This window comes from Bacillus sp. Marseille-Q1617 (assembly GCF_903645295.1).
GTDB lineage: Bacteria > Bacillota > Bacilli > Bacillales > Bacillaceae_B > Rossellomorea.
The window spans coordinates 1,391,506-1,404,551 of the sequence record NZ_CAHJXM010000001.1; the positions used below are offsets into that span (position 1 = coordinate 1,391,506).

Consider the following 13,046-nt stretch of genomic DNA (forward strand, 5'->3'; position numbering starts at 1 on the left):
GATCTTTTTTATATACAAGAACTTGACTACGATAGTGTTTTTACCATTGTCTTATGAGGAATTCCCGCATCCATGAATTCCTCAGAGACGGTTTGATAGCCCAATCCTTCATAAAAAGGTATGGCATAGGTTTGAGCGTTTAGTTTAAGTTTGGAGATGGAATGATTATATGCATATTGTTCGATGGCCAGCATGAGTTCCCTGCCGGCACCTTTTCCGCGAATATTTTTCAGGACGCAGATTCTCTCCACTTTTCCGACCCCATCCAACACACGAAACCTGCCGGCACCTGCAGGCTGATCATCCTCATACAAGATGAAATGGATCGATTGATTTTCAAACTCATCAATTTCTTCTTCCAAAGGGACATTTTGTTCATTCACAAATACTGTTTTCCTCACTTGAAAAACTTCTTCCAACTGGGATTCTGATTTAGCGATTACAACTTTCAACGGTCCTTATTCCTTTCCAAGCCGGAATGTTTCATACACAGTCCAGGAGCCATTCTCAAGCTGATACAAAAGGTGGAAGCGGTCGACCGTTTCTTCATAGTCTACACCGAGCATGCTGAGGGAACCGTAAATATCCGAATGTTCATCATTTGAAAGTTTTTGTGCGATAGTGATATGTGGTACAAATGCAAATTCAGGCTCATCGTTTAAGACTTCCCTTTTATGCATATCGTGGTGAAGGCCTTCTAACTCGGGCGTAGGCTCAACCTTGAAATAGATAACATTATTAACAGGCTGAAACGAGCTTACTTTATATACCTTCAAGTTGAACGGATCGTAGTTTTTTGCAACATTTCTCAGTTTATCGGCGATATCTTTAATTTGATCATCATCAGCTGAAAACACATTTTTGAGGGTCAAATGTGGTGGAATCAAAGCGTAATGAGGATCGTAACGTTTACGATACGAATTTGCTAAATCCTGAAGCTTTTTTGATGGGAAAATGACAACACCATAATTCATTTTCTTCAATCCTCCTCTATATATCACTTATAAAAACTTTTAATATATTATAGTATAGCAAATTTTTCAAAAATTTAATATAGGACGAACGGAAGGGAAGATCTCCCACATTTAAGTTTTCAAACTAAAAGTGTTTAAAACATAAAAATAGGAGAAACCCACAGTGTAGAGTACCTGTATTAGAATCAGCCAAACATCATTTTTAATGCACGTTTTAAATCGGGCTGCCAGTGTTTCCAGGTGTGGTCGCCGTCGAACTCTTCGTAGAAGGCCGAGAATTTCTTGTCGGTGAATAGTTCGTGAAGCTGGCGGTTGGGTGTTAAAAAGTCTTTCACTTTTCCATCGGTTGTTTTCACTTCTGTTTCTTTGTTTCCGATTATATGATAGATATTCAATAAGTGAGGCTGTAAGAAATGATCAACTTCGTCCAGTACTTTTTCATTTACCAAAGGTGACTGAAGAATCACTTTGCCAAAGGTGTTCGGATATTTTAAAGCTGTCATTAGCGAGACGGTCGCTGCTAACGAATCTCCGATGAGGGCTCTTCCCATACCCATATGATATGTTGGGTAATGCTCATCCAGATAAGGAACGAGTTCATGAGCTAAAAAACGGATGTAAGCATCGTTTTCTTCTCCGTGGGGGTGATACTTCCTTCTTCTATCTTCTACATCTTTATAAGGGACGCCCACGATGATCATGTTTTCTATCTCTTTATTACCCAATAATTCATCTGCAAGACGGGGGATCCTTCCCAGTTGAAAATAGTCCTTGCCGTCCTGGGCAATCAACAATGAATATTTATAAAGAGGGGAAAATGTGGCAGGGAGATAAACCAGCATTTTCATATCCTCATTTAATTCTTTACTGTAAAGGTTTAATTCGTTGATGGTGCCTCTATTTACAGTCATACATAACCCTCCTGTTTCTCTCGATAACGTTTACAAAAAGATTGTATCACAATCTTCCTTGTAAATCCTTTAAGCAGATTAGGATACGAATATTCGAAAAACTGTTATAATTATTACAGAAGTCAAGCCGGAAAGGGGTACATACAATGCATAAGCCGATTCATTCAAAAGAAGTGACGAAAGCTGCCCTTCAGAAACTTCAGGATAGAGGGGTTACAATAGAAGATATTGCGGAAATCGTGTATGAAATGCAGTTTCCCTATCATTCTGAGTTGGAAATGGAGGACTGTATCGATAGCGTAAAGAAAGTGCTCCTAAAAAGAGAAATTCAGCATGCCATTTTAGTTGGGGTGGAATTGGATCAGCTCGCTGAAAGAAAAATGCTGTCCGAACCCCTCCAGTCGATCGTAGAAACCGACGAAGGCCTGTTCGGGGTAGATGAAACCATCGCCCTTGGTGCTGCACTGGGTTACGGTAGCATAGCGGTCACTACTTTCGGCCACTTGGATAAAAACAAGATAGGGATCATCCACGATCTGGATACAAAAAGAGGGAAAGGGATTCATACCTTCCTTGATGACATCGTGGCAAGCATAGCGGCAAACGCTTCCTCCAGGATTGCGCACAGCTTAAGGGATAAGGAAGAAAATATTTCAAGCGAAGATAAAAAGCAATTCGAAGATGAAGAATTAATCGGGTGAATATTTCTGATATATAACAGGTTGACTGAAGGAACTATGAGTTTCTTCAGTCTTTTTTATGTGGACATTCATCTGTTCCGGGTGAATGGTAATGAGTCAACCTGAAAACGCTTTATACATTTTCCATGCATTTTACAAATCGTTGACATGTTGAAAAGATAGGGTAAATAAGATGTTTTATAGATTTGTTGTATGACGCTGAGGTTTTTTTATGAAAAATTTTATAAGTTTATGTAACCCGTTTGACAAGAATGTTACAGTTTGTGATACAATTGATTACGGGAAAGTAGAAAATTTAATAGGGGGATTAGATTATGAAAAAACGCAGTTTATTCTTAAGCACTGCCCTTCTTCTCATTCTATCTGCCGTCCTGGCAGCATGCGGAGGCGGAGCCGGCGGAGGAGACGGTGATGAGAAAGTTGACTTCATCGGAATTGCCACAGGTGGAACAGGAGGTACATATTACCCGCTGGGAGGTACCTTTGCAAAAATTATTGAAGATGAAACCGGCATCAAAGCATCTGCTTCAACTTCAGGTGCATCAGCCGAAAATATGGCTTCAATCAAAGACGCTAAAACTGAAATTGCTTTTACACAAACAGATATAGCTTCATACGCTTCTGAAGGTACACAAATGTTCTCTGATAATAAAGTAGAGAACGCACGCGGAATCGCTACTTTATATCCTGAAACAATCCAGATCGTGACAACTAAAGATTCAGGTATCAAATCGGTAGAGGATCTTAAAGGCAAAGTTGTTTCTGTAGGTGAAGCCGGTTCAGGTACTTTACTTAACGCCGAGCAAATCCTTGAGATTCACGGAATGAAACTTGAAGATCTTGAAGCACGCAATTTATCTTTCGATGATTCCACAACAGGTATCCAAGATGGAACAATCGATGCAGCATTCATCACTTCAGGTACTCCAACAGGGGCGGTTGAAGGCTTGGCTGCAACTGAAGATATCACAATCGTTCCGGTTGAATCTGCTAAAATTGCAGAGCTCATCGAAAAATATCCATACTATGCTGAAGATGAAATTCCAGCAGGTACTTACAGTAAAGTGGAAGAAGCTGTAACAACCGTTGCAGTCCGTGCAATGTTGGTAACGAATGCAGACATCTCAGAAGATGTTATTTACGATGTGACAAAAGCAATATTTGAAAATACAGACCAGATCACTCATGCCAAAGGGAAACTGATCAAAGCTGAAAATGGCTTAAAAGGTATGGGTATCGAATTGCATCCGGGTGCAAAAAAATACTTTGATGAAAAAGGTATTTCAGCAGAATAATTGATACACCCCGAGATGGAACAAAGGATAGGCCGCTAATCACGGTCTATTCTTTTGTTTTGAAGAAACGGAAAGGGGAGAGTACTTTATGAAAAAGAAATATTTAATAGTGGCGACTCTCCTCTTTCTTTTTTTCTTATCCATCATCTTTCTTCCTTTACAATCATTCCTGGTCATAGAGCCGAGGGATGCTGCTGGAAATCCCGCTTATTTCTCAATCAGTAAAAATAAGGTCTTTTCTATCCGCTATACTCATTCCATTCACCTATCAGAGGTAGAGGAGTTCTATCGCCAGACATCTTCTAATAAAATTCAGCAAACAAAACTATTGTATGAAGATACAGCAATTGGAATGCCTTCAAATGCAGAACGCGAAGAAGTATTCGAGAGAACAAAAGATGGCAAGTATCTTATTTCGAATATGAACAGAAGATTTTCTTACATCGATATCCGCATCGGGGAAGTGGTTGCCAATCACCGGCTTGTATATAAAGGTGACGTGTTTCCACTGAAAAAGTATTTTGATGAAGGATCCGTGGTGAGAGTACAGTTTAAAAAAGTTTCGTTATTCAGCCAATGGAAAGGAGTGACTGTTGTTGGACAAGGATAAAAAGTTTGACTCGCTTACTGCAGAACAACAACAAGAATTATTAGAAAAGTACGATCCTGAATCTTCAACAAGAAAATTGGAACATGGCATGTTTAAGTGGGTCATATTTTTTGGCCTGTTAGCATTCTCATTATTTCAATTAACAGCATCGATTTTTCAATTCATACCGAGGCAATTATTGCTATCTATTCATTTAGGATTTGCATTATCCCTTGTATTTCTTCTTTTCCCTGCGAGGAAAAAGAATGTGAAATTGAATAAGCTGGCTTGGTATGACATCGTGCTGGCGGCAATTTCTGTAGGGATCGGTGCTTATTGGCCGATTATGCAGGATGATATCGTCAGCAGAGTAGGACTTATGACAAGTCTGGACTTTTATGTCGGGTTGGCGGCCATCCTATTGGTTTTGGAAGCAACAAGACGTGCCGTCGGATTGCCGATTACGATTATTTCCTCAGCCTTCCTTCTATATATGTATTATGGAAGACAGATGCCGGGATTCCTTGCGCATCGCGGATATGATCTGGATGACATTGTAAAGACAATGTTCTTCACTTCCGAAGGGATACTAGGAACGCCTTTATACGTTTCTGCTACATTTATCTTCTTATTCCTGTTGTTTGGAGCCTTTTTAGTGAAAACAGGGGTAGGTCAATATTTTAATGACTTAGCTGTTTCGATTGCAGGTAAGCGTACGGGAGGACCTGCGAAGGTTGCCATCTTCTCGAGTGCTTTGCAGGGAACAATCAGCGGGAGTTCAGTAGCTAACGTGGTAACATCGGGCTCATTCACGATACCAATGATGAAAAAGCTTGGCTATCGAAAAGAGTTTGCAGGAGGCGTTGAGGCAGCCGCTTCGACTGGGGGTCAGCTTATGCCGCCGATCATGGGGGCTGCAGCCTTCCTGATGGTCGAATTCATCGGCGGAATCTCTTATTGGGATATTGCTAAAGCTGCGGCTATTCCAGCCGTTCTCTATTTCACAGGTATTTGGATTATGACTCATTTTGAAGCAAAACGTTTAGGGTTGCGTGGTCTTTCTGATGAAGAGATGCCGAATCGCAGGGAAGTGCTTAAGAAGATTTATCTGCTGCTTCCTATATTGACAGTCATTATCCTTCTGGTAAGCGGAATGAGTGTCATGAGGGCGGCACTTTGGTCGATCGTTGCCACCATCGCGATCAGTGCAATCAGGAAAGACACTAGAATTGGGTTCAAAGATGCTGTCGATGCACTAGTGGATGGTGCGAGAACCGCCTTGTCAGTAGCAGTTGCAACAGCAGCCGCTGGTATTATTGTCGGTGTTGTAACAAAGACAGGATTAGGCTTGACATTAGCTAATGGTCTGGTTGATTTAGCAGCTGATTTAACCAACTCAGCTCAAGGAAAACTTCTTTTGACACTATTATTTACCATGATTGCATCGATTGTGCTTGGTATGGGTTCTCCGACAACTGCCAACTACGTCATTACATCAACCATAGCGGCACCGGCAATTATCTTACTGGGTGCGCCTGAACTTTCAGCTCACTTATTCGTTTTCTATTTTGGAATTATTGCGGATATCACGCCTCCGGTTGCTCTCGCAGCCTTTGCGGCAGCCGGGGTATCAGGCGGGGAACCGATACGGACCGGTGTCAATTCAGCGAAGCTGGCTATCGCTGCTTTCATCATTCCGTATATGTTCGTGCTGTCACCAGAATTGCTTATGATCGATACGACCATACCTCAGTTGTTATGGGTTGTATTCACAGCGATAACTGGTATGATTGCTATCGGCGCAGGTATGATCGGTTACTGGTTCCGCAGATTGTACGTGATAGAACGATTCCTTTGTGTGGCAGCCGGGATCATGCTGATCTACCCTGAAGGGATGAGTGACATCATCGGCTTGGTTTCATTTGCCGTTTTATTAGCCATTCAGTTCTTCATTAAAAGGGAAGATAAACGTCCAAAAGAAGCGACTGCATAATGAAAAACAGAGGATAACCACATAGGTCATCCTCTGTTTTTTATTGGCTATGTGAACGACTTTGTAGATTGATTAGCGGGTAAGCAGCTAAAATACATTCGATACGAAAAGTCCGGAACTGTTTTCGAAGGAAGCAATAGGCAACGACAGTGTCCAGATTCATTTTCTTAATGATGATTTTTCTTTTAGTAGGTTTATTAGTGCTGGCAATATAAATGATTTCAATCGGCAATTGTTCAGTTAATGAACGGGTAAAAAGTTTGTTCATCCTGATCATCCTTTCAGGCAGGGTATTAATAGTCTATGCGAACATTCGTTCTCTTATACAGTTACTCTATAAAATTTTCGACAAAATTTCCATAAGAACTTATTGACATTCCTTCCATCCGCGATATAATAATAAATGTAGTTTAAATCGATCTGTTAGCTCAGCTGGGAGAGCATCACCTTGACAGGGTGGGGGTCGGGGGTTCAAGTCCCTCACAGGTCATAAATTGAAATGTCCAGACAACCTGCGCGCTGGAGATAGACAAAAAGCCGCTGTCCATTCAAAAAATGGACAGCGGCTTTTTTATCCAGTCATACCGAAATATAAAAAGTAAAAAAGCTGCAGATTAATCGGTCTGCAGCTTCAGGCTATTATTCACCTTTGGTTAATTCCTCTTCAAAGAAAAACGTACCTGGATGTTCTTTGACAATATATGAGTAGCGTTTCATGTTTTTTACGTACTGGGATTTCAGGATGGTGACCGTTTCCCCGGTTTCTTTAATCGTGACAGCAGATCCATTGCTAAACTGACTTTTAGTGGATTTCATATGACACTTCCTTTCAACTTCTTTCATTATACCACATAAAATCTCAAGAATTTGCTGAAACAGTAGCGGCAATTTATGCGACTTTTTTCATCAAGTTAATCGATACGAAATAGTAAGTCGTCTGACTTTATCAAGTGGGCTTTTGTTTACTTGATTATTTTCGAGAATCCTGTTATTCTATAGAAGAATTATTTTTGTCCGGTATACGAGGGAAGAACAAGATTTGGTTTTCACCTGATATCGCAAGAATAGTAATACATTGTGTGGTAAGCACACACTAGGAGGCATTTTTCATGGAAAATGGTAAAGTAAAATGGTTTAACGCAGAAAAAGGTTTTGGATTCATCGAAGTAGAAGGTGGAGACGATGTATTCGTACACTTCTCAGCGATCCAAGGTGAAGGTTTCAAATCACTTGACGAAGGTCAAGAAGTTTCTTTCGACATCGAACAAGGTGCTCGTGGACCACAAGCAGCTAACGTTGTTAAGAAGTAATTGATTTTAAACTTCCAAAACAGGCTCATCATTTGATGGGCCTGTTTTTTTGTGCAAAAAAAGAGTTCATGACAAAAAGCATGAACTCTTTTAATGGATGAAATATTATTTCTTTAAATCCTTCTTTGTTATTTCACTTCGGATGCCGGTTTCCTTAGAGAACTCAGCATCCGATTTCTTATTATTGGGATATTTATTTTTGCGTTCACGATTATCGTTTTTATTTGTCATGAATGTCCCTCCATCCGATTCCTTATTTGATGCATTCTTATCTTGTTCAATTATGGTAAGGAATATGAATCCTGATTAATAAACAGAATCTTCCTAAAATTATTTCTTTTTGGTTCATTCACAGATAAAATAAAGATAGTACGTTATTTGGGGGATGAAAAAATGAAGATCAAGGATTGTATAGCGATTGTTACCGGAGGTGCATCAGGCTTAGGTGAAGCCACTGTCCGAAATCTTATTGAAAAAGGGGCAAAGGCTTTCATATTAGACACCAACGAGGAAAAGGGAAGGATGTTAAAGCAGGAATTAGGCGACAGGGTCGGTTTTCGTTCTACGGATGTGACCAACGAAAAAGACGTAGAATCGGCCTTAATGAATGCGATCGATTCGTTTGGAAGCATCAATATGGTTGTGAATTGTGCCGGGATTGCTCCACCTTCAAAAGTAGTTGGCAGGAAGGGTGTTCACTCCCTTGAGCGATTCTCCAAGGTGATTCAAATCAATTTAATCGGCACATTTAATGTCATTCGGTTAGCGGCTCAAAAAATGCAGAGCAATCAAGAAAATGAATATGGTGAGAGGGGACTAATCATTAATACAGCTTCCGTGGCGGCTTTCGATGGGCAGATCGGTCAGGCAGCCTATAGTGCTTCAAAGGCCGGGGTTGCAGGCATGACGCTTCCGATAGCAAGAGAACTTGCCCGGGATGGAATCAGAGTGATGACAATCGCACCTGGATTATTTCATACGCCAATGTTCGACTCATTGCCTGAAGAGGCAAGAACTTCTTTAGGGAAGTCGGTCCCATTTCCACAAAGGCTTGGCTATCCGTCTGAGTATGCACAGCTTGTGGAAGCGATCATTGAAAATCCGATGCTGAACGGGGAAACGATCAGATTGGACGGCGCCATTCGTATGCAGCCAAAATAGATAAAAAACAAAAAACAAATATGAATGGACAGTCATTCATTTTTCAATTCAGCACTTAAGAAAGGGGAGAATGGTGTGGATCATCCATATCTGACGGAAGATCACGAAATATTTAGAAGCTCTCTTCGAAAATTTCTGCAGAAAGAGGCCGCCCCTAATTATGAACAGTGGGAAAAGGACAGGATTGTGCCGAGATCCTTTTGGAAGAAGATGGGTAGTCAGGGCTTTCTGTGCCCGGACGTTGATGAACAATTCGGAGGCAGCGGTGTTGATTGGGGTTTCTCTGTCATCATTAACGAAGAATTGGAGCGCGTCGGGTCTGGTTTAATCGGGTTAGGCTTACACAATGATATTGTCGTACCTTATATAAGCGAGTATGGAACTGAAGAACAAAAGAAACGCTGGCTGCAGTCATGTACAAGTGGTGATATGATAACAGCCATTGCAATGACTGAACCAGGTACGGGATCTGACTTGGCCGGGATCAATACGACTGCCAAACTAAATGGTGACCATTATATCGTGAATGGCCAAAAGACATTTATCACCAACGGTATTCATTCTGACTTGGTTATAGTGGCATGTAAAACGGATACGGGAATCGTTCCCCCTCACAAAGGAATCAGCCTCCTGGCTATTGAAAGAGGCGCAGAGGGGTTCTCGAGGGGAAGAAAGCTTGAAAAGGTCGGCCTTCACTGCCAGGATACGGCTGAACTTATTTTTGAAGATTGTAAAGTGCATAAACAGAATCTAATCGGTGAGGAAGGTAAAGGGTTTCAATACCTTATGAAAAAGCTCCAGCAGGAACGACTGGTCGTGGCGATAGCGGCTCAAGTATCTTCTGAACATATGTTTTCACTGACAATGGACTATATTAAAAGCCGCGAAGCTTTCGGCAAAGCAATAAGTCAATTTCAGCATATTCAATTTAAAATGGCGGAAATGGCAGCAGATATTGAGATGGGGAGAGCATTTCTAGATGGATTGATTGCTGAACACATACAAGGAAAAGATGCAGTGACTAAAGTTTCAATGGCGAAATTCAAACTTACTGATATGTCCAGGAGGATTGCGGCAGAATGCATGCAGCTTCATGGTGGATATGGCTATATGGAGGAATATGAAATTGCCAGGAGGTATAGAGATGTGCCGGTCGCAAGTATTTATGCAGGTACAAATGAAATCATGAAGGTGATCATTGCAAAGAATCTGGGGCTATAGAGGAGGAAGGTTATGAGGGAAGTTGTCATTGTAGAAGGGATACGATCAGCAGTCGGCAGAAGGAACGGTGCGTTAAAAAGTATGCGTCCGGATGATTTGGCTGGTGAAATCCTTAAAGGTTTAATGAAAAAATCAGGCGTCGACCCGGGGAGTGTGGATGATGTCATTCTTGGGTGTGTAACGCAATCGGGAGAGCAGGCCGGCGATATAGCCAGAGTGGCTGCTTTAATTGCTGGATTTCCAGTCGAGGTCCCGGGAACGACCATTGACCGTCAATGCGGGTCCAGCCAGCAGGCTGTTCACTTTGCGGCACAAGCCATTCTATCGGGAGACATGGACATTGTCATAGCTGGCGGTGTGGAAAATATGTCCAGGGTGCCTATCGCTTCCAATTATGGAAAAGCAGGCTTCAGTGAAAAACTAAAAGAACAGCACGAAATTATCCATCAGGGATTATCGGCGGAAAGAATTGCGGAAAAATATGGTTTCAGCCGTGAGGAATTAGATCGATTCGCAAGTCAAAGTCATCAAAAAGCTTTACAAGCCCAGGAAGATCAACGGTTTGAAGGAGAAATCCATCCGATTGATATTCCAACCGAAGAAGGAGGTACTTTCATCTTCAGTAAAGATGAAGGACCAAGGCAAGGTACAACTGTCGATGTCCTTTCAACATTAAAGCCTGCATTTAAAGAGGACGGAATCATTCATGCAGGAAATGCCAGTCAAATCAGTGACGGAGCAGCTGCGCTCCTTCTCATGAGCCGTGAAAAAGCGGATGAACTTGGATTGAAAGCAAGGTTCAAAGTACACACCCGGGTGGTAACAGGTTCCGACCCAACTTTAATGTTAACCGGCCCAATTCCGGCGACAAAAAAAGCTCTTAAGAAATCAGGTTTATCCTTGGAAGATATCGATGTCTTCGAAGTGAATGAAGCATTTGCGCCGGTCGCCTTGGCATGGTTAAAAGAAATGAGAGCCGACCCGGCCAGATTAAATCCGAATGGGGGAGCGATTGCCCTTGGTCACCCCTTGGGTGCAAGCGGGGCACGCATCATGGTAACGATGATGCACGAACTCGAAAGGACAGGGGGCCATTTTGGACTTCAAACGATGTGTGAGGGACACGGGATGGCCAACGCCACCATCATTGAACGATTGGAATCGTAGCTTTTTATCTATCTTTTTTAGGGCGGACCCTTTCAGGTTCGTCCTTTTCATTTCTCCATTGCTGATCAACTTTGAATTGAATAATATCCATAAGGAAAGAATGAATACTATCTAAACCGAAGTCATCATGGAATCGGGAAGCGGTTTTAATAAGTGCAATTTATAAAAAATCGTCATTAGAAGAAAGTTTTTTTATGAAAGTTCAGCATGAAAATTTATTTCGTATTATAATGGTTACGGTGAAAAAATGTTTTGTAAGCAAGGAAAGGAAGGATAGATATGGCTACACAACAAATCGGTGTGGTTGGTGTAGGAGTAATGGGGAAAAGCCTTGCTCTGAATTTTGAAAGCAGAGGGTACTCAGTCGCCATTTATGATGTAACTGAGGAAAAAGTGAATGAAATCTTAGAAGAGCATAGTGGTAAACACTTTACGGGTACAAGCAGTGTGGAAGCATTCGCAGCATCCTTGGAAACACCAAGGAAAATACTCATGATGGTGCCTGCAGGTAAAATTACGGATAAAGCAATTGATTCCCTGCTGCCACACTTAGATAAAGGGGACATCCTGATTGATGGGGGAAATGCTTACTTTGAAGATACGATCCGACGGAATAAAGCTCTTGAGGAAAAAGGGATCAATTTTATTGGAGCGGGTGTTTCAGGTGGAGAAGAGGGTGCATTATACGGACCTGCCATCATGCCAAGCGGACAAAAAGAAGCTTATGATTTGATAGAACCGTTCTTGACAGCTATTGCAGCGAAAGTAAACGGTGATGCTTGCAGTACATATATCGGACCGGATGGTTCCGGTCATTATGTGAAGATGGTTCACAATGGAATAGAATACAGCGATATGCAGCTCATTTGTGAAGCGTATTACTTAATGAAAAACGTCTTGGGAATAGAAGCACAAGAACTTCATGAAATTTTCAAAGAGTGGAATGAAGGGGAGCTTGACAGTTATTTGATCGAGATTACGGCTGATATCTTTACTAAAGTTGATGAAGAAACAGGTAAACCCCTGGTAGAAGTCATCCTGGATACAGCAGGACAAAAGGGCACTGGTAAATGGACCAGCATATCCGCCCTGGAGCTTGGGGTGCCTCTGTCGATTATTACTGAATCTGTTTTCGCCCGCTTTATTTCGGCTATGAAGGAAGAACGTGTAAAGGCAAGCAAGATTTTAAGAGGACCTAAAAACAACGAATTCAACGGAAATAAGGAAGAGTTTGTTGAAATGATCCGTAAAGCATTGTATTTAAGTAAAATCTGTTCCTATGCTCAAGGATTTGCACAGTTACAATCAGCGTCGAAGGAATATAATTGGAATCTCAAGCCAGGTGAAATCGCCATGATTTTCAGAGGGGGATGCATCATCCGGGCAGGATTCCTGCAAGAAATCAAGAAAGCTTATGACCGGGATGCAGGATTGACGAATTTACTATTGGATCCGTATTTTAAGGAAATCGTTGAAAATTATCAGGACGATGCACGTGAAGTGGTGGCGACGGCCATTAAATTGGGAATACCAGTACCAGGGCTTGCAAGTGCACTAGCTTATTATGACAGCTATCGTTCGGAATCGCTGCCGGCAAACCTTTTGCAGGCTCAGCGTGATTATTTCGGAGCCCACACTTATCAACGGACGGATAAAGAAGGAACCTTCCATACCAATTGGCTAAGTAAATAAATGGATGAACAAGGAAGCCGCAGTACAATTTG

At 41.7% G+C, this 13,046-nt stretch carries 14 protein-coding genes and 1 tRNA gene; 10 read left to right on the top strand and 5 right to left on the bottom strand.

The features are described from left to right. Positions 1-26 precede the first annotated feature (26 nt). From HWX64_RS06965 to HWX64_RS06975, 3 genes are all read right to left on the bottom strand, one after another. Positions 27-452, bottom strand: coding sequence for a GNAT family N-acetyltransferase (locus HWX64_RS06965; protein WP_175988494.1), 426 nt, complete (start codon positions 450-452; stop codon positions 27-29). A gap of 6 nt (positions 453-458) precedes the next feature. Continuing rightward, the gene (locus tag HWX64_RS06970; protein ID WP_175988496.1) at positions 459-974 is read right to left on the bottom strand and encodes a YjcG family protein; all 516 of its coding nucleotides are present in this window, start codon (positions 972-974) and stop codon (positions 459-461) included. A 185-nt stretch (positions 975-1,159) separates the two neighbouring features. Beyond that, positions 1,160-1,885: an esterase family protein gene (locus tag HWX64_RS06975; protein ID WP_175988498.1), complete on the bottom strand. Its 726-nt coding sequence runs from the start codon at positions 1,883-1,885 to the stop codon at positions 1,160-1,162. 146 nt (positions 1,886-2,031) lie between these two features. Here HWX64_RS06975 and HWX64_RS06980 point away from each other — a divergent pair, with 146 nt between their 5' ends. The 5 genes from HWX64_RS06980 to HWX64_RS07000 all read left to right on the top strand — a co-directional run bounded on the left by HWX64_RS06980 (position 2,032) and on the right by HWX64_RS07000 (position 6,953). Continuing rightward, positions 2,032-2,586, top strand: a complete 555-nt coding sequence (locus tag HWX64_RS06980) for a phosphatidylglycerophosphatase A (protein WP_175988501.1) — start codon at positions 2,032-2,034, stop codon at positions 2,584-2,586. 314 nt (positions 2,587-2,900) lie between these two features. Further along, positions 2,901-3,881 carry a TAXI family TRAP transporter solute-binding subunit gene (locus HWX64_RS06985; RefSeq protein ID WP_175988503.1) on the top strand — a complete coding sequence of 327 codons (981 nt, stop codon included), beginning with the start codon at positions 2,901-2,903 and terminating at the stop codon, positions 3,879-3,881. An 88-nt stretch (positions 3,882-3,969) separates the two neighbouring features. Then, on the top strand, positions 3,970-4,491 hold the full coding sequence (locus tag HWX64_RS06990; RefSeq protein WP_175988506.1) for a DUF1850 domain-containing protein: 522 nt from the start codon (positions 3,970-3,972) through the stop codon (positions 4,489-4,491). After that, entirely contained in the window at positions 4,478-6,463 is a 1,986-nt protein-coding gene (locus tag HWX64_RS06995) for a TRAP transporter permease (RefSeq protein WP_175988508.1), read from the top strand. The genes HWX64_RS06990 and HWX64_RS06995 overlap by 14 nt, the downstream gene beginning before the upstream one ends. A 417-nt stretch (positions 6,464-6,880) precedes the next feature. Further along, positions 6,881-6,953, top strand: a tRNA-Val gene (locus HWX64_RS07000). A 149-nt stretch (positions 6,954-7,102) separates the two neighbouring features. Here HWX64_RS07000 and HWX64_RS07005 read toward each other — a convergent pair. Further along, positions 7,103-7,279, bottom strand: coding sequence for a hypothetical protein (locus tag HWX64_RS07005; protein ID WP_175988510.1), 177 nt, complete (start codon positions 7,277-7,279; stop codon positions 7,103-7,105). Positions 7,280-7,572: 293 nt separating this feature from the next. Here HWX64_RS07005 and cspD point away from each other — a divergent pair, with 293 nt between their 5' ends. Next, complete coding sequence (cspD, locus tag HWX64_RS07010) at positions 7,573-7,773, top strand: cold-shock protein CspD (protein WP_032089110.1); 201 nt, start codon at positions 7,573-7,575, stop codon at positions 7,771-7,773. A 105-nt stretch (positions 7,774-7,878) separates the two neighbouring features. Here cspD and HWX64_RS22080 read toward each other — a convergent pair whose 3' ends face one another. Next, complete coding sequence (locus tag HWX64_RS22080) at positions 7,879-8,004, bottom strand: hypothetical protein (RefSeq protein ID WP_303049464.1); 126 nt, start codon at positions 8,002-8,004, stop codon at positions 7,879-7,881. Between the two features lie 162 nt (positions 8,005-8,166). Here HWX64_RS22080 and HWX64_RS07015 point away from each other — a divergent pair, with 162 nt between their 5' ends. From HWX64_RS07015 to gndA, 4 genes are all read left to right on the top strand, one after another. Continuing rightward, positions 8,167-8,934, top strand: a complete 768-nt coding sequence (locus HWX64_RS07015; protein ID WP_175988512.1) for a 3-hydroxyacyl-CoA dehydrogenase — start codon at positions 8,167-8,169, stop codon at positions 8,932-8,934. Between the two features lie 75 nt (positions 8,935-9,009). Beyond that, a complete protein-coding gene (locus HWX64_RS07020) occupies positions 9,010-10,155 on the top strand; it encodes an acyl-CoA dehydrogenase family protein (protein WP_175988514.1) in 1,146 nt (381 codons plus the stop codon). Between the two features lie 12 nt (positions 10,156-10,167). Further along, positions 10,168-11,322 (top strand): thiolase family protein, encoded by a 1,155-nt coding sequence (locus HWX64_RS07025; protein WP_175988516.1) that lies wholly within the window; start codon positions 10,168-10,170, stop codon positions 11,320-11,322. Between the two features lie 279 nt (positions 11,323-11,601). Continuing rightward, positions 11,602-13,014 carry an NADP-dependent phosphogluconate dehydrogenase gene (gene gndA, locus HWX64_RS07030; RefSeq protein ID WP_175988519.1) on the top strand — a complete coding sequence of 471 codons (1,413 nt, stop codon included), beginning with the start codon at positions 11,602-11,604 and terminating at the stop codon, positions 13,012-13,014. Positions 13,015-13,046 lie beyond the last annotated feature (32 nt).